This window comes from Noviherbaspirillum pedocola (genome assembly GCF_016632335.1).
In the GTDB taxonomy this organism is placed as follows: domain Bacteria; phylum Pseudomonadota; class Gammaproteobacteria; order Burkholderiales; family Burkholderiaceae_D; genus Noviherbaspirillum_A; species Noviherbaspirillum_A pedocola.
In genome coordinates, this window is record NZ_JAEPBG010000001.1 from 786,751 (window position 1) to 802,393 (window position 15,643).

The 15,643-nt window shown below is 48.9% G+C and carries 16 protein-coding genes and 1 tRNA gene; 9 read left to right on the forward strand and 8 right to left on the reverse strand.

Going from position 1 to position 15,643, the window contains the following annotated elements; genetic code table 11:
• Positions 1–229 precede the first annotated feature (229 nt).
• On the forward strand, positions 230–1,144 hold the full coding sequence (locus tag JJB74_RS03540; protein WP_200590413.1) for a MerR family transcriptional regulator: 915 nt from the start codon (positions 230–232) through the stop codon (positions 1,142–1,144).
• A gap of 4 nt (positions 1,145–1,148) precedes the next feature.
• Here JJB74_RS03540 and JJB74_RS03545 read toward each other — a convergent pair whose 3' ends face one another.
• Entirely contained in the window at positions 1,149–1,898 is a 750-nt protein-coding gene (locus tag JJB74_RS03545; RefSeq protein WP_200590414.1) for a metallophosphoesterase family protein, read from the reverse strand.
• A gap of 139 nt (positions 1,899–2,037) precedes the next feature.
• Between JJB74_RS03545 and JJB74_RS03550 the strand changes: the two genes are divergently transcribed.
• Positions 2,038–2,895, forward strand: coding sequence for a nucleotidyltransferase (locus tag JJB74_RS03550; protein ID WP_200590415.1), 858 nt, complete (start codon positions 2,038–2,040; stop codon positions 2,893–2,895).
• Between the two features lie 94 nt (positions 2,896–2,989).
• Here JJB74_RS03550 and JJB74_RS03555 read toward each other — a convergent pair whose 3' ends face one another.
• The gene (locus tag JJB74_RS03555) at positions 2,990–3,319 is read right to left on the reverse strand and encodes a hypothetical protein (RefSeq protein WP_200590416.1); all 330 of its coding nucleotides are present in this window, start codon (positions 3,317–3,319) and stop codon (positions 2,990–2,992) included.
• A 214-nt stretch (positions 3,320–3,533) separates the two neighbouring features.
• Here JJB74_RS03555 and JJB74_RS03560 point away from each other — a divergent pair, with 214 nt between their 5' ends.
• Together JJB74_RS03560 and JJB74_RS03565 are read left to right on the forward strand one after the other, a co-directional pair.
• Positions 3,534–5,606 carry a carbon starvation CstA family protein gene (locus JJB74_RS03560; protein ID WP_200590417.1) on the forward strand — a complete coding sequence of 691 codons (2,073 nt, stop codon included), beginning with the start codon at positions 3,534–3,536 and terminating at the stop codon, positions 5,604–5,606.
• 10 nt (positions 5,607–5,616) lie between these two features.
• The gene (locus tag JJB74_RS03565) at positions 5,617–5,820 is read left to right on the forward strand and encodes a YbdD/YjiX family protein (protein WP_200590418.1); all 204 of its coding nucleotides are present in this window, start codon (positions 5,617–5,619) and stop codon (positions 5,818–5,820) included.
• 36 nt (positions 5,821–5,856) lie between these two features.
• On the opposite strand, the gene JJB74_RS03570 is transcribed toward JJB74_RS03565, so the two are convergent.
• On the reverse strand, positions 5,857–6,246 hold the full coding sequence (locus tag JJB74_RS03570; RefSeq protein WP_200590419.1) for a response regulator: 390 nt from the start codon (positions 6,244–6,246) through the stop codon (positions 5,857–5,859).
• A gap of 571 nt (positions 6,247–6,817) precedes the next feature.
• Positions 6,818–6,894 (reverse strand) — tRNA-Ser (locus JJB74_RS03575).
• Between the two features lie 206 nt (positions 6,895–7,100).
• On the opposite strand from JJB74_RS03575, the gene JJB74_RS03580 reads away from it, so the two are divergent.
• The 5 genes from JJB74_RS03580 to JJB74_RS03600 all read left to right on the forward strand — a co-directional run bounded on the left by JJB74_RS03580 (position 7,101) and on the right by JJB74_RS03600 (position 12,685).
• Positions 7,101–8,669, forward strand: a complete 1,569-nt coding sequence (locus JJB74_RS03580; protein WP_200590420.1) for an integrase family protein — start codon at positions 7,101–7,103, stop codon at positions 8,667–8,669.
• The gene (locus JJB74_RS03585) at positions 8,666–9,562 is read left to right on the forward strand and encodes a helix-turn-helix transcriptional regulator (protein ID WP_200590421.1); all 897 of its coding nucleotides are present in this window, start codon (positions 8,666–8,668) and stop codon (positions 9,560–9,562) included. The genes JJB74_RS03580 and JJB74_RS03585 overlap by 4 nt, the downstream gene beginning before the upstream one ends.
• A gap of 158 nt (positions 9,563–9,720) precedes the next feature.
• Positions 9,721–10,998: a DNA (cytosine-5-)-methyltransferase gene (gene dcm, locus JJB74_RS03590; RefSeq protein ID WP_200590422.1), complete on the forward strand. Its 1,278-nt coding sequence runs from the start codon at positions 9,721–9,723 to the stop codon at positions 10,996–10,998.
• A gap of 11 nt (positions 10,999–11,009) precedes the next feature.
• Complete coding sequence (locus JJB74_RS03595; protein ID WP_200590423.1) at positions 11,010–11,483, forward strand: very short patch repair endonuclease; 474 nt, start codon at positions 11,010–11,012, stop codon at positions 11,481–11,483.
• Positions 11,480–12,685, forward strand: coding sequence for a type II restriction endonuclease (locus JJB74_RS03600; RefSeq protein WP_200590424.1), 1,206 nt, complete (start codon positions 11,480–11,482; stop codon positions 12,683–12,685). Before JJB74_RS03595 ends, JJB74_RS03600 begins: the two co-directional genes overlap by 4 nt.
• Positions 12,686–12,781: 96 nt before the next feature.
• Here JJB74_RS03600 and JJB74_RS03605 read toward each other — a convergent pair whose 3' ends face one another.
• The 4 genes from JJB74_RS03605 to JJB74_RS03620 all read right to left on the reverse strand — a co-directional run bounded on the left by JJB74_RS03605 (position 12,782) and on the right by JJB74_RS03620 (position 15,451).
• Positions 12,782–13,066: a hypothetical protein gene (locus tag JJB74_RS03605; protein ID WP_200590425.1), complete on the reverse strand. Its 285-nt coding sequence runs from the start codon at positions 13,064–13,066 to the stop codon at positions 12,782–12,784.
• 14 nt (positions 13,067–13,080) lie between these two features.
• The gene (locus JJB74_RS03610; protein ID WP_200590426.1) at positions 13,081–13,467 is read right to left on the reverse strand and encodes a hypothetical protein; all 387 of its coding nucleotides are present in this window, start codon (positions 13,465–13,467) and stop codon (positions 13,081–13,083) included.
• 185 nt (positions 13,468–13,652) lie between these two features.
• Positions 13,653–14,987: a relaxase/mobilization nuclease domain-containing protein gene (locus JJB74_RS03615; protein WP_200590427.1), complete on the reverse strand. Its 1,335-nt coding sequence runs from the start codon at positions 14,985–14,987 to the stop codon at positions 13,653–13,655.
• The gene (locus JJB74_RS03620) at positions 14,984–15,451 is read right to left on the reverse strand and encodes a plasmid mobilization protein (protein WP_200590428.1); all 468 of its coding nucleotides are present in this window, start codon (positions 15,449–15,451) and stop codon (positions 14,984–14,986) included. The genes JJB74_RS03615 and JJB74_RS03620 overlap by 4 nt, the downstream gene beginning before the upstream one ends.
• Positions 15,452–15,643 lie beyond the last annotated feature (192 nt).

Genomic DNA, 15,643 nt, shown 5'->3' on the forward strand with positions numbered 1-15,643 from the left:
GATTGAGAAGTTTTGTCCATGACAAAACTGAGGAAACTTCAGTCAATTGCCCTTGCCGCAAAAATCACAGCAAACCTTTTCGGCACACGACACGGCGTTCGTGCGTCGCGCCTGCTACGGATAATGCTCGCCGGGTGAACAAATGGAGATTTGTCATGGACAAAAGCGATTGACGTCGCCAATATAAGCAACGGCATTTTGGGTGTCAATCTTTTGTCTAGAACAAAGCATGAACAGTAAAGTATTGGATACGGCGCTGAGCATCGCCGCGGTAGAGCGGGATACCGGCTTGGGCAAGGATACGCTGCGCGTCTGGGAGCGGCGGTATGGCTTTCCGAGTCCGCTGCGCGACAGCAATGGCGAACGGCTGTATTCCATGCAGCAGGTGGAGCGACTGCGCTTGATCAAGCGCCTGATGGACCATGGTCACCGACCAGGCAAGCTGGTGCCGGCAAGCGATGAAGAACTGCAGCGTCTGTGCGAAGTGTGCGAGCCGCCACGCGCTGCTGCTACGGGAGGTCCGGTCCGGGACGTGCTCGGCCTGCTTCGTGGAAACGATGTCGCCGCACTGCGGCTGACCCTGAACCAGATGATGCTGCGACAGGGCATGCAGGATTTCGTCCTCAACACCGTCCCCGAACTCAATCGCGAGGTGGGCGACGCCTGGATGCGCGGCGAGCTGCATATCTTCGAAGAACATCTGTACACCGAGCAGATCGGCATGGTGCTGCGCCAGGGCATCGTCAATCTGCCTTCGGGCGCCGGCAGCCCGCGCATCCTGCTGACCACGGTGCCCGAAGAACAGCACGGCCTCGGTCTGCTGATGGCCGAAGCGCTGCTGGCGCTGGAAGGCGCCTGCTGCGTGTCGCTTGGCACGCAGACGCCGCTTGCCGACATCCGCATGGCGGCGCTCAGTCACGGCGCGGATATCGTCGCGCTGTCGTTTTCGGCGGTGTATCCGGCACGCCGCATCGCCCCGCTTCTGGCTGAACTGCGCGGGATGCTGCCCGAACACATCGATATCTGGAGCGGCGGCGCCGGCAGCGCGCGCGTGAACGCCGCCGATGGCATTGTGCCGTTGCTCGACATGCCGTCGGCACTCATCGCCCTGGCGACGTGGCGCGCCCGGCGTGCCTCCCTGTGAGGAGTTACATCCGCACCGGTTCGGAATGCGCGACTTCGATCAGGCGAAACGCTGGCCGGTCCGGATACGTATGTCGCAACAAAGGCCGGGCGACGTTGTAGACCGGAATATTGTTCACCGTGCGCCCTTCCGGCGTGCCGCGATGCGCATGGCCATGCACCACGGCAGTCACCGGATAGCGCAGTAGCGGTTCTTCCAGCCGGCTGGTGCCAAGGAAAGGAAAGATTTCCAGCGGCTCGCCCTGCACCGTCGCCTCGATCGGCGAATAGTGCAGCACCGCGATGCGCTCGCTGGTACGCAGCTTGGCCAGGGCCGATTCCAGCTTCAGCGCTTCGGCGATGGCTTCATTGACGAATTGCTTGATCGTGGTTTCCCCCCAGGGCCCGAGCGTCCTGCGGCCGAAACCGCCGGCGAAGCCTTTCACCCCGGCAAAGCCCACGCCATGGATTTCGCAGGCATCGCCATCCAGCATGCGCACGCCGGCGCTCGAGAGAATCTTGCACACCTCTTCCTGCTGCCCGGATTCATAGTCATGGTTGCCCATCACCGCCAGAATCGGTATGCGCGCGCCGGACAATTCATCGGCCAGCACATGCGCTTCCTCGGGCAGACCGTAATCGGTCAGGTCGCCGCAGAGCACCAGCACATCGGCGCTGTCGGCTGCCTGCCGGAACAGCTCGCGCAACTGGCCTCCGGATTCCTTGGTGCAATGAAGGTCTCCCACCGCGGCCACGCGTATCTTGTCTTTGGACATCGGCTGCTCTCCTGTATCGATGCTTTCGGACTGCGCTGTGCAAGACCGGTGCCATGGCATCGCTCTTGCTGTAGGACAGCTTATGCCGGGGCGCGGCGCGCACGACGCGCTCGGCGCCACCTCTCTGGAGACACGCATCATGCAAGAGATGACTACGATGTCCGCCGCAAGCGATAGCGCCGACGCCAGCACCCGGTTTTACCGGCATGTCCTGGAAACACTACATGCCGCCGGCCTGCCCTTTCTGGTCGGCGGCGCGTATGCCTTCAGCGCCTGCACTGGCATTTCGCGCGACACCAAGGACCTGGATCTCTTCATCCGGCGCGAAGACCTCCCCGCGGCCAGCGCAGCAATGCAGCGCGTTGGCTATGAAACAGAACTGACGTTTCCCCACTGGCTGGCGAAGGTCCGCACCAATGGTGACATGGTCGATCTGATCTTCAACTCGGGCAACGGTCTGGCGAAGGTTGACGATCTGTGGTTCCAGCATGCGATTCCGGCCGCCGTGCTTGGCGTGGAAGTCAACCTGGCGCCGGTGGAGGAAACGCTGTGGTCCAAGGCCTTTGTCATGGAACGGGAACGCTATGACGGCGCCGACGTCGCCCATCTGATCCTGGCGCGCGCGCCGATGATGGATTGGCCGCGGCTGCTGCAGCGTTTCGGCCCGCACTGGCGCGTGCTGCTGTCACATCTGATCATTTTCGGCTTTATCTATCCCGCTCAGGAAGACCTGGTGCCGGAATGGCTGATGGAGGAATTGCTGCGCCGGCTGCGCGAGGAAAAAGCGGCGGGTACGGGCGAAAGCATCTGCGCCGGCACGCTGCTGTCGCGCGAGCAGTACCTGTGCGACATCGATGCCGGCCGGTATCGCGACGCCCGGCAATTGCCGCCATGCACGATGACCGACAGCGACATCGCGCAATGGACCGAAGCCATCCAGCATCGCGACGAGGAACAGCACAGTCAGACGCGCATCGTCGCCGGTCCGCAGCAGTGAATCGCGGCACCCGGCAGGAACATCGCGTCGGCCGCGCGAAGCGCCTCCTCCGGCTCCGGCACCAGCGCCAGCGCTGAGGCGCGCCCTCTGCCATCTACTTCGGCGAATTCTGCTTGCAGAGTTCGGCCGGTCCCTTGCACGAAGAATCCTTCGAGCCGCGCGTGGTCGGTTTGGGCGGACTGGTATGCCCCGCCTGCGCGCCCTTTCCGAGACTTGGTGGCGCCACCATGCCGGGATCGACCGCGGCCGGCGCCGGCGTCTTCTGCACAGCCTCGGCATCGCCTGTCTTCGGCGGCACGACGATCGCGCCAGCATCCACCGGCTCCTTCGGCGCGTTCGGTCCGGTTTGCGCCAGCGCGGCGCCAAGCGACAGGCCTAGGCAAGCCAGAACCGTTAAATGTCTTGGCCATTCTTGCATTGACATTCCCACCCCCTCGACGATAGCGCCCGGCCCGGCGGGCTCGCATACCGTCTGATGACGCGCATCCGCAATCGTTCCTTGCGCCATCGGTGCTTGCGGTTTTCCCGCGCTTCATTTGCGAACGGCCAAATGACGGCTTTTAACCAGTAGTTAATCTCCTGCGGCCACAGACCATCGCCGGTGGTCCCTCTTTTAACCCAACTACGGAGAAGACGAAATGAACAGTATAGGAAGCCGAATAGGCTGGATGGCGCTGTCGCTGTTCGGCGCATTTGCGCTGGGCACCGTGGCGCTGCATCGCGGCGAATCGATCAATGCAGTCTGGCTGGTGGCGGCCGCGGTGTGCGTCTACCTGATTGCCTACCGCTTCTACAGCAGGTACATCGCCGACAAGATCCTGCAACTCGATTCCCGCCGCATGACGCCTGCGCATAAATACAACGACGGCCTCGATTTCGTGCCGACCAACAAATATGTGCTGTTCGGTCATCACTTCGCCGCAATCGCCGGCGCCGGTCCGCTGGTCGGCCCGGTGCTCGCCGCGCAGATTGGTTACCTGCCCGGCATGATGTGGATTTTGGCCGGCGTCGTTTTCGCCGGCGCGGTGCAGGACTTCATCGTGCTGGTGATTTCCACCCGCCGCGATGCACGCTCGCTTGGCGTGCTGATCAAATCCGAGCTCGGCGTGGTGCCGGGCATGATCGCGCTGTTTGGCACCTTCATGATCATGGTGATCCTGCTTGCGGTACTGGCGCTCATCGTTGTCAAGGCGCTGGTCGGCTCGCCCTGGGGTACCTTCACCGTCGCGGCGACGATTCCGATTGCGATGTTTATGGGCATCTACCTGCGCAGCATCCGCCCGGGCCGCATCGGCGAAGTCTCGCTGATCGGCTTCGTGCTGCTGATGATGGCAATTCTCGGTGGCCAGTATGTCAGCGAGCATCCGTCGCTGGCGACGCTGTTTACCCTCGATGGCAAGACGCTGACCTGGCTGCTGATCGGCTACGGCTTCATCGCTTCGGTACTGCCGGTATGGCTACTGCTGGCACCGCGCGATTATCTCTCCACTTTTCTGAAGATCGGCACCATCGTCGGCCTGGCGCTCGGCATCCTGGTGGTGGCGCCGCATCTGCGCATGCCCGCGGTGACCCAGTTCATCGATGGCAGCGGACCGGTCTGGTCGGGCAACCTGTTCCCCTTCCTGTTCATCACTGTGGCTTGCGGTGCGGTATCCGGATTTCACGCACTGATTTCCTCGGGTACGACGCCGAAACTGCTGGAAAACGAAACCGAAGCGCGCTTCATCGGCTACGGCGGCATGCTGATGGAATCCTTTGTCGCGATCATGGCGCTGGTGGCGGCATCCTGTATCGAGCCAGGCGTGTATTTCGCGATGAATAGTCCGGGCGCGCTGATCGGCACGACGGCGCAATCGGCAGCTCAGGCCATTTCGAGTTGGGGCTTTGTTGTCACGCCGGAAATGCTGACGCAAACCGCTGCCGATGTTGGAGAAAGCACGATCATTTCCCGCGTCGGCGGCGCACCGACGCTGGCGGTGGGCATGGCGCAAATCCTGTCTTCGGTCATCGGCGGCAAGACGCTGATGGCTTTCTGGTATCACTTCGCGATTCTGTTTGAGGCGCTTTTCATCCTGACCGCGGTGGATGCCGGCACCCGCGCCGGCCGCTTCATGCTGCAAGACCTGCTCGGCACTTTCGTGCCCGCGCTGCGCCGCACCGATTCGCTGCCCGCAAACCTGATCGCCACCGCCTTGTGCGTGGCCGCCTGGGGATATTTTCTGTATCAGGGCGTGGTTGATCCACTTGGCGGCATCAATACCCTGTGGCCGCTCTTCGGCATTTCCAACCAGATGCTCGCCGGCATTGCTCTGATTCTCTGCACCTGTGTGCTGTTCAAGATGAAGTGCGACCGCTACGCCTGGGTCACGCTGCTGCCGACCGCCTGGCTCCTGATCTGCACCATGACAGCCGGCTGGCAAAAGGTTTTCCATGCCAACCCGAAGATCGGCTTCCTTGCCCACGCCGAGAAATACAGTGCGGCGATCAGCCAGGGACAATTGCTGGCGCCTGCGAAGTCGATGGCGCAAATGCATCAAATCGTGCTCAACGATTACATCGATGCGGCGATGGCCGGCCTCTTCCTGGTCGTTGTGACCGCGGTCGCGATGTTCGGCCTGCGCACCATCCTGCGAGCCCGGGCGCATGATCGGCCCAGCTCGCAGGAAGCGCCATTCGAAACGCTGCCAGTCAGAGCGATGAGTGGTTCATAAGGAGGCCACGATGCTGGAGGATCTTGCCCGCGCCGGCCGCTATCTTGGCCAGACGATGCGGCTGATGGTGGGATTGCCGGATTACAACGCGTATTTGTCCCACATGCAGAGAACGCATCCCGAACAGCAGCCTATGAATTACGAGGAGTTTTTCCGCGAGCGCCTGCAGGCCCGCTATGGCGGCGGAAATGGACGCGTTGGAAGTTGTTGCTGACCGCTGGTCTCAACTTGCAAAGGCGGCGCGCCGAGCTTATCCGGCAGCCGCCTTTTGTTTTGCAACCAGCTTCAGCACTGTCGTGCGTATCGTCGACAACACCGTCGCACCATTGAAGGGTTTAACAATGAATCCATTCACGCCGCGTTGCGCCGCCTCTTGAATCACTTCGGCGGTGAAACCGCTTGATACGAGGAAAATTACGGTTTTCGGCAATGCTGTACGGAGTTCGGATAACGCGTCGAGGTTGGCGGTATCGCCGCCGCTATCCATGAACAAGATGTGCGGCGCAAGCATGCGACCGCGCGCGAGGTTGGTGGGATTGATATTGGAATCTGCAACCACATCATGGCCGCCATCCGTCAGTACGGTACGCAGCAGGCTGCGGGCGATGGCGTTGTTGTCGAAAATGACCGCTTTCAGCATGGACGTCTCTTATTGTTATAGAGAAATCCAGATTGTAGCGAATACTTGGCGTGATATTTCTATTGAGCAATATTATTTTTGGAGCGTCGCGTCCGCCGTACATAATGCAAAGATTCTTTATCTCCCTATCCCTTGCAGCCGAGAAACATCCGCGTGGCTCTCGAAACAGGAGGTGGTAGCAGTACGCACTCTCAAACATTATTGAGAAAAGGAAATTACTGGCACCGTAGCGTGTTTCATAATGTGAGACAAACGTAGCCGCGTCGGAGGGTTAATTAAGATTAAGCACTTCTTATTAAAAAGGGAAAATCAATTACCGCGCGTTCTCACATGGGTCGTATCGTTTTCGCAAGAATGAAAAGTAAAGTTCTGCCGCGAAAAACGCTTATAGCCAAGTTCCAGATCCGAAAAGTGGGCATAGTTCCGGTAGGTAAATTTCAGTTGCTTGCAAAGCTTTGTATTCGATGTTCAATGGAACGTTCTCCACATAGTACCGTTCCGAAACTCTCGTCAGCTTGCCGCAAGGAAAATACAAAAAAGGGCTGCGTCGAAACGCAACCCTTCAAGTGTCTGGTGGGCCTCCCGTGAGTCGAACACGGCACCAACGGATTATGAGTCCTTTTCTTATGCCTTTTTGCTTTTTAACCCAAAGCCTTGAAAATCCTTAATTTTCATCACAAGCCACTGATTATTAGAGTATTTTTTTAAGCTTCCCGCCAATTAACTCTACCCGTTGCTACCCATTGATACCCATCTATGCCCATCATCCTGTAGCATAATCTGTAGCATAATTTTGTCCTGTAGCATAAAATGTTCCGCAAAGGACAATTTTTTCCAATGCCTTGGGAGCAACGATGCCAGAGAAGCATGAACAAGAAGATGCGAATAAACGGTTCGACTTCACCAAAAAACTTTTACTTGACCTTCCATTCACCAATGGCAAGCAGGTTGTTTATTACGACACAAAAACCAAAGGGTTAGGAATACGGGTTGGCAAAAGAACAAAGACCTTTTTCGTCTACAGAAGAGTCAAGGGAGGAAGGCCAGTCAGGATAACAATTGGGGAATTTCCACTTATTAGCCTTGAAGATGCAAAAATTGCAGCCAATAAAAATAGCGCTGATTTGAGCCAAGGTATTGACCGCATCAAACTAGAAAAAGAAGCTGCTGCCGTTAAAGCAAAAGCAAAGGCAGAAGAAGATGCAAGGCTAGAGGCTAGACGAAAAGCCAAAGCTGAAGGCAAATCGATTGCATTTGAAGATGTTTATACAGTTCAAGATGTATTTACTTATTATATTCAGGAACAACTGATTAAAAACAAAGGCAACGAACGGATTACTCAGATAGACGATGATGGTAATGAAATAATCATCAAACAGTCATCCACCCTCAAAGATGCTGATTTGATGGTTAAGTATTTTGACGAACGAACCATCATTACACTCAAAAAAATTGGCAATGAATGGGTGAAAGATGCAACAGTAAATTTACCGAGCTGGTTAGATATACCTTTCAGGGACATAACAGCCACGATGGTTGTTGAGAGATTTGAATATTTTAGTAGGGCTTGTCCAACTAGGACGAATAAAGAAAAACAACTTGCACCAATCAAACGAACTCACCAACTTGTTTTCAAATATGCCCTTTCAGCATTCTCTTATTCTATCAATCGGCTGAAATTTGACCTAACCGATTCAGGCAAACCTGAAGCACTTACTAATCCATTTGAAGTTTTGAGTGTAACAAAAAAATGGAAGAAAACAGAAATCCGGGAAAAATTCATAGACTTCGATAGGCCTGAATGTGCGAGATGGTGGAGTGCAGTTCTTAACTACAAAAAAGCAGATGGTGTTGTTTCTGACTATTTGTTTTTCAGCCTTATTCAAGCCGGTCGCTCTATTGATATTGCTTCATTGACCTGGAATAAAGTCAATTTCAAAGAAAAAACAATTACATACAGCGACACAAAAAACAGCAGAAATTACATCTTTCCGCTGACTCGTTTTTCATTAGAAATTCTTGAGCGGCGATGGGAATACAACAAGGGGAAAGAATTCATATTTGAATACCCCAATTCCAAAAATGGGTATGTTCCTCAAGACTGTAAAGACCACTTCAAAGCAATAGCCGAAGTTTCGGGAGTTCTGATTTCACATCATGACTTGAGAAGGACTTGGGCTACCGAAGCAAGACGGATGAAAACGCCCGATGGTAGGAATATGTTTGATGAGAGGAATATTGCCTACTGTCTGAAACACCATCGGAGTGATGTAGGTGAACACTACTTCCAAGACAAAAAAGGCGAAATTACCTTTACTTTACAAAAGGTAGAGGATGCACTGCTAAGCAAGGTAGCCGAGTTTTCAGCACTTGAACAATTAGTAGGACCAGAAAAACAAGAGAAAGATATGGAGCTTGCATGACCCCTTCAGATTTTCAAGAGCAGCTATCGCAGCTTCCTTCTGATACTCCAATAACTGCACAGCATATTCTTGCGATTTTGGCGGCACTACAGCCTAAACCGGCGAGAGACCAAAATTACAGCCAATGGGATAACCAAAAAATCATCGACCAAGACACTTTGGCTGAATGGTTAGGCGAATCACCACGGACAATTGAAAAATGGAGAGAAATTCCAGGAAAAGGTCCAGCATTTATCAAAAGGCAAGGAAAAAACGTTCGTTACAGAGTAGAAGATGTAAGGAATTGGTTTAAAAAAAATACTCACAATTCAATTGGAGAATGGCAGCAAGCAGAACAGGAAGAGCTCACAAAAAGAATGAACGGCAAAGTAAAAAAGCTTTCTTTCGGTGGTATGGAATGGGATTCTTTTACAGCCACTATCTTTGTTGATGATAAACCCATGCCATTCTTTGAGACTCTAGACCCTGAAATGAATATCACAGGCTATGAGGTCCAGTGGAATGAAGCTGGAAGCTTGGCAACCAAGTTTTTGGAACAGCTAGCTCACAGCCCCAAAACTGTCATTCGTACCCTTCAAGAAGATAAAACGGACCTTAACCAAGTCTCCCATTTCCTCGTAGGTGAAACGATTCAGAAAAGGACTCTTGCTCATGCAATAGCCACTTTCCCTACCTATGAGACAGAGCAATACAAAGAACTCGTAATAGAAATGCTGGATAGTGGGATTGATTTCACCATCACTGACGAACAGGGACGAAATGCCATTCAGCTTGCAATGGAATGTGGGAATCAATTCTTAATGAAGATTTTGTCCTCTTACAGTCTATATTGGCAATTACAGACTGAACTGCCTAGCAGGCCAATTGGCCAAGAAAATAGGGATAAGGCCTGATTAAATAAAACTAATCCTTATTATCCGTAGCCAAAGGAAGTTTGATGGTGACAAAACTTTGTTGCAAATCATCGAAAATACTGGTTTTTTAACCAGTATCCCCCTTGTTTCTGGGCATGACAACTGACATAATGTCATCAATTATTCCCAGAGGTGCTATGAACAGTCCACTCCCCGAAGCCGCTATCCTGTTGGCTGAAGCAAAAAAGCTTTATTCCCAGAAAGAGCTTGCTTCTCTACTTAACAAAGTGCCAAGAACAATTGCTAGATGGGAAAGTGGGGAGTGTCCTGTTGACCCCAATGCCCTTCTGGTTCTGCGAAATATCCTTTCTAAGGCCCCAGCTCCTGCTGACCACGATTTCACATTCATAGACTTGTTTGCAGGTATCGGTGGTATTCGTAAGGGTTTTGAAGCACAGGGCGGGAAATGTGTCTGGACCAGTGAATGGGACAGCTACTCACAGAAGACTTACAAGGCTAACTATCCCAATGATGACCATGACATCCATGGGGACATTACACTGATTGATGACCCTGTCAATCAGGTTCCAGACCATGATGTGCTGCTTGCAGGATTTCCATGCCAACCCTTCTCTATTGCAGGGGTATCAAAAAGAAATTCGCTCGGCCTGTCTCACGGCTTTGATTGCTCAACTCAAGGGACATTGTTCTTTGATGTGGAACGGATCATTCTTGCAAAACAACCCAAAGCATTCCTCCTTGAGAATGTGAAAAACCTTGTCAACCATGATAAGGGGCGCACCTTCAGTGTTATTAAACAGGTGCTGGAAGAACGGCTTGGTTACAACATCACTTATAAGGTGATAGACGGTAAGCACTTCGTTCCTCAGCATCGGGAGCGAATTTTGATTGTGGGCTTCAGGAAAGATATTGGCTTCAAAGATGCTATTGGCGATAACTGGAAGAACCTGAATTTGCCGAGCCTTGATGACGGTCCGAAGCTGTCGTCCATCCTTCATCCTGAAGATGGAACAGAGATAGATGTTGATGATGGACGATGCATTGACAAAAATGGCAAGGTTCAGAAAAAATACATCCTGACTGACAAGCTGTGGGCTTACCTCCAAGCTTATGCAGATAAGCACAAGGCAGCAGGCAATGGTTTTGGGTTTGGGCTGGTCACTCCAGATAAAACAGCAAGAACACTTTCTGCCCGCTATTACAAGGATGGTTCTGAAATTTTAATATTCCGTGGTAAAGGCAAGAACCCTAGAAGGCTGACACCTAGAGAATGTGCTCGTCTGATGGGCTTTGGTGATGACTTCAAGATTCCTGTTTCTGATACACGAGCCTATAAGCAGTTTGGCAACTCGGTTGTGGTGCCATTGGTCGCCCATGTTGCCGGTTTCATGAAGCCTTTCATCATGGAGATGAAAAAGCTGGAAGCTGACAACATCCATCCACGCCTCTTCTAAATCGGGTATTCATGGCAGATATTGTTTCTCCTTCTGCCAGAAGTGCCATGATGTCAAAAATCAGGAGCGGTAACACTGCTCCTGAACTCACTGTCAGAAAACTCCTGTTTGCAAGAGGTATCCGCTACCAATTGCACCGCAAAGATTTGCCTGGCAAACCTGACCTTGTTTTCCCTCGTTTCAAAGCTGTGATTCTCATACATGGATGCTTCTGGCATATGCATGGCAATGGCTGTTATCTCTCCAAACGACCATCCAGCAATACAGAATTTTGGGATACCAAACTTGGAAAAAATAAGGAAAGAGATAAACGGGTTGTAGAACAGCTTCTGTCTATGGGCTGGAGAGTATGCACAGTATGGGAATGCGCAGTTCGTGCCAAAAAGCCAGAACAGCTAGCTGGGTTGGTCGATATAATTTACTCCTGGTTACACAGCGATGAACAACAATTTGAAACCGAAGCTGTTCAGAAAGGGAGCAAATGAAGCAGGGGTATTTATCACAATATTTTAAAGGGGTAGCGGTTAAAAGGCTGTCTGCTGTAGAAGCTCATCCCGAAAAATCGAATCAGCATGAATTCAATGGGGTCGGCTCGCTGGCGAAAGTTTTAGGGCCTGCCATACCTAAGCAAAAGTTTGATGCCACATTCCTTTATCTGAACGATGATGACCCAGAACCTATCGAATCTGATGGTTTTGTGACATGGTATGACGCAAGGGAAAATCATCCCACCCGGTCAGAAAACCGCCTTTACTTTCCCACAACGACCGTATCCCAGAATGCCAATGAAGGCGACCTTCTTCTAATAGCTAAAAAGCCCGACGATACAGTGCTTGTTATCGTTGCTGAAGCTGGTTCCACCATAGAGAACCAGCTCATGTGGTTGATGGGAGAAAGTGATATTACCCATCCAGGCTTTTCAGTCAAAGGTGAGATCGAGAACGACCAAGTAAAGTTAGATTTCGTCAGTCGTCTAATATTGGAACAGGTTGGAATTGAAGCAGCGGAGACAGATGAAAATTATCTGGAACACATGCTCCACCTTTTCAATGGTGTCTTTCCTGATACAGCAACACTCTCCCGATATGTCCGTGATTCTGTGAACATAAATCCGCTGGACGACCCAGATGCTGCATTGGTCGTCTGGTATGAACGCGAGTTCATAATGTTCAGAACGCTGGAAGAGCACTTTCTAGGTAGTAAGATCAAGGATGGATTCCCATCAGTGAAGGAGTTCCTTGACTTGTCTCTCAGTGTCCAGAACCGGAGAAAGTCTCGTGCAGGGAGTGCTTTGCAAAACCACCTGACTCCAATCTTCAAAGCCTATGGCTTGAAGTTTGAAACTCAAGGCGTCACCGAAAATAAGCAGAAACCTGATTTTCTGTTTCCCGGCGCATCTGAATACCATGACCCTGCTTTTGCAACTGAAAAGCTTTTGATGCTTGGAGCGAAAACATCGTGCAAAGATAGATGGAGGCAGGTTTTAGCTGAGGCTGCAAGAATAACAAACAAGCATCTATGCACTTTGGAGGCCGGCATATCGGAGAATCAAACCAATCAGATGATGGCACATGGCCTACAATTGGTAGTCCCAAAGCAATATCATTCAACTTTTAGTACAAAACAACAGGGATGGTTACTGAGCCTTAAGGACTTCATCGTGTTTGCCAAATCAAAGCAAACCTGACTTGGAAGCCAAAACAGCCAAATTTTTTATTAAGACATTCCTATATATCGGAAAAATGCGAAAGCCCCAAAATTGGGGCTTTTTTTTGATTTCATTTTATGGCTTAGTTATTTCAGATACTTTTTCGTCAATAGATCTATGCTCTTTGGTCAATCTTGCTCTTAATTCTCCAAGCTCATCAAGAAAAGATGCTACAGCCTTAGAAGTTGCCTCAACTGTGTATGCAAAGCATTGACCGTGGTCTTCAGCAAATGCAATGTGGAATTGATTGCCAATATGCTCTATGGGTATGTTTTCATCATCAATATCATCACGACCGTCATAAAACAATTGATTAATGCTGTGATAGATCAGAGCTTTCAGATCTTTGCTCTCCTTCATATTACTCTCCAATCTTACTGCAAATCAATAACATGAATATTGCCTTGAGCTTCCATTAAATCAATCTTGGCTCTATTTTCTATTTGTCTCATATATTCCTTTACATAAAATTCTACGATTTCTTTTTTCGGCTTTTTGCATAAATCATTGAGATATCCATTCAGTTTTTGCCTTACATCTTCATACTCAAGATAACCCCAATAACCATAATGAATAGCCATCATGTCATGAAGCATAAAAAATTGCTTAATCTCCTGGCTAATTCCCGGACTGTCAAAATCCTCATTTTTACAGCAAACATCCCAAATCCTGAATGAGAATTTAAGGGATTCACATAAGTCTAAGTAATTCACCCCGTCAAAAGCATTTTTAAAATTAATTACAGCTCGATAATTATTCATATTCATCTCCGTCATTTAAAGTTGAGCTTTAATTCTATAAATAAATAATTAAAAAGTCCACAATTTAATTAACGTTTTTATAACAAAAGGTTCAAAGAACTCTTTGAAGGTTTTGAATATTGAATCTGTGATCCAAAAACAACAAAAGCCACTTTTTATAGCGGCTTTTATGTATGCGGAAAGTATTAAATTTTAAATTTATCTTTCTTATCTCTATTCAATTCCGCTTTTTTATCTTCAATTTGCTGCTGCTGTAGCACCGTTAATTGAAATTTTAATTCAAATATTTTTTGCTCAATTTCCGCCCGTTTTGAATTTGGAGCATTTGATAGCTGAGTGTATAGAGCAGTTAATTGCAATTCAACACTGCCAATTTTTTCTGCGATATGGGTTCCGAGCGAGCTTGAAATTCCAATAGACCTGAAATTATTGAAGTTCTTTTGCTTTTTAGAAACATTGGAATTGGACTTAACAACTGGTTGGATAGTTTGTTTTCGTTGTTCTTTCGGCTTAACTTTATTATTTGGCTTAATCTGCTGTGGTGCCTTTATTTTTACAGATTCAGTTTTTGGCAATCGTATTTTCTTTTCTTTAGGAGCATAAATCTTTGCATGTAGCTCCCTTTTGTAAACCATAGCTTCGTCAAGCCTAGCTTCTACTTTTCTAAACTGATCGGGCCTAAGGTGCTTGGAAGCCGTATTATGTTCAGCGATTAATGATCTGTAATCCACATCCTCTTTAAAACAACCACCTTTAAATCTGATAGGCTTTTCTTTTCCAGGCAATATTATAGATAAGTAATCTTTTCCTTTCCTAGTTATCCTGCAGTTATTCCTTTCCAAGAATTTAACCAAGTCATTTCTATTATTAATCTTGCCTGCCATTACAGCTTCGGCTGTAATACTGCTTAGTTTTTCCCTCCTTTGATTGCTGTCCTTGTTTTCCTCTAAAGCCTTTACGGCTTCCTTTTCGTCTATTTTTTGTAGAAATTTCTTTCTTCTTTCTTTAGGAACTTTGGCGTCAAATCGGCTAAAAGATGCTTTAAACGGATTACTTACAACCTGCTCAAATCCTAACCTATGGTTCCAACATGCACAAAAATCCTGCTGTAATTTTTGGGACCTTTCACCTGGTGGCCACGGATTGAATCTACGCCCAGTGAGCATATCTTCGTCATTGATAATTAGATGAACCTCAGTATTTCCCTTGTCAGTGTGTTTGACTGCAAGAATATTTATTCTGTCAGACCCTAAGCCTGTGCAAAAGGTATCTCGCACAGATTGAACAATTTCTTTTAGCTGTTCGTCCGTAACTTTTTCATTATCCCGAAATGAAAGAGCATAACTGCTATATTTTTTTATTCTTGAATTGTTTTCAATCAAATACTTTGTAAGCAATATATCCCCCTCCAATAATTCGGCTGGTGGATTTCTTTCCTTACCGTTTGCGTCCTTCTCACTGAAGAGATAATTAATTCCTTCAGGTCCGGACTCACCCTTATTAACGAAAGTTAATATCATGAGTTACCCCCAACCATTTTTTTCAAAACAATCTCTAATTTTCTATTCATCTCCCTCATCAAATTGAGTTCTTCTAACATCTTTTCTTTAAAGTTTTGGACACCCTCGTTGCTATTAAACTTTCTGGCAATTTGGTTTAAATTGCTCCCCATTTTTCCTGTCTGGGATATGTCAGTTTGTTTATAAAGCCGGTAAAGCGCTGCCACATTTTCAAGGTTTAGTTGTTTTTCGTCGGTTACTTTTACTTCTTTTGAAAGTAGTTTTCTACGACAGTAAGGTGCCAATTTTGAGTAAGAAGATTGATTAAACTGCTTTACCAAATCTTCATATTCCAGTTCAGAAAGTGCTATCTGCACATTCCTTGTTCTTAGTTTTGAATTACCGTCATAGCCAGCTTGACCAGGTCTTTTCTTCTCATCTGGTTGTAGATTTTTTTGTTCTATGAACTTTTTGTAATGAGTCATTTTCGTCACCTTTTTTATTATTGTTTTTAGTGAAGCTAGGGGCATGGGGGAACCCCATATATCTTATTCCCCTTGGGAATAGTTACCCTTGCTTTAGATTTCGTTTCCCTCTTTAATTAAAACAGAAAGATTTTAAAAATCAAATTTTTGCCTTGATTAAAATTTTCTTTTTGCTATATGTAAAACACAATA

Excerpts from the sequence above, each read along its gene's own strand:
- JJB74_RS03570 (WP_200590419.1), bottom strand. The coding sequence starts at position 6,246 with ATGCTGAAAGCGGTCATTTTCGACAACAACGCCATCGCCCGCAGCCTG.
- JJB74_RS03540 (WP_200590413.1), top strand. The coding sequence starts at position 230 with ATGAACAGTAAAGTATTGGATACGGCGCTGAGCATCGCCGCGGTAGAG.
- JJB74_RS03595 (WP_200590423.1), top strand. The coding sequence starts at position 11,010 with ATGGCAGATATTGTTTCTCCTTCTGCCAGAAGTGCCATGATGTCAAAA.
- JJB74_RS03605 (WP_200590425.1), bottom strand. The coding sequence starts at position 13,066 with ATGAAGGAGAGCAAAGATCTGAAAGCTCTGATCTATCACAGCATTAAT.
- JJB74_RS03565 (WP_200590418.1), top strand. The coding sequence starts at position 5,617 with ATGCTGGAGGATCTTGCCCGCGCCGGCCGCTATCTTGGCCAGACGATG.
- JJB74_RS03550 (WP_200590415.1), top strand. The coding sequence starts at position 2,038 with ATGCAAGAGATGACTACGATGTCCGCCGCAAGCGATAGCGCCGACGCC.
- JJB74_RS03555 (WP_200590416.1), bottom strand. The coding sequence starts at position 3,319 with ATGTCAATGCAAGAATGGCCAAGACATTTAACGGTTCTGGCTTGCCTA.
- JJB74_RS03600 (WP_200590424.1), top strand. The coding sequence starts at position 11,480 with ATGAAGCAGGGGTATTTATCACAATATTTTAAAGGGGTAGCGGTTAAA.
- JJB74_RS03585 (WP_200590421.1), top strand. The coding sequence starts at position 8,666 with ATGACCCCTTCAGATTTTCAAGAGCAGCTATCGCAGCTTCCTTCTGAT.
- JJB74_RS03545 (WP_200590414.1), bottom strand. The coding sequence starts at position 1,898 with ATGTCCAAAGACAAGATACGCGTGGCCGCGGTGGGAGACCTTCATTGC.
- JJB74_RS03610 (WP_200590426.1), bottom strand. The coding sequence starts at position 13,467 with ATGAATAATTATCGAGCTGTAATTAATTTTAAAAATGCTTTTGACGGG.
- JJB74_RS03580 (WP_200590420.1), top strand. The coding sequence starts at position 7,101 with ATGCCAGAGAAGCATGAACAAGAAGATGCGAATAAACGGTTCGACTTC.
- JJB74_RS03560 (WP_200590417.1), top strand. The coding sequence starts at position 3,534 with ATGAACAGTATAGGAAGCCGAATAGGCTGGATGGCGCTGTCGCTGTTC.
- dcm (WP_200590422.1), top strand. The coding sequence starts at position 9,721 with ATGAACAGTCCACTCCCCGAAGCCGCTATCCTGTTGGCTGAAGCAAAA.
- JJB74_RS03615 (WP_200590427.1), bottom strand. The coding sequence starts at position 14,987 with ATGATATTAACTTTCGTTAATAAGGGTGAGTCCGGACCTGAAGGAATT.
- JJB74_RS03620 (WP_200590428.1), bottom strand. The coding sequence starts at position 15,451 with ATGACTCATTACAAAAAGTTCATAGAACAAAAAAATCTACAACCAGAT.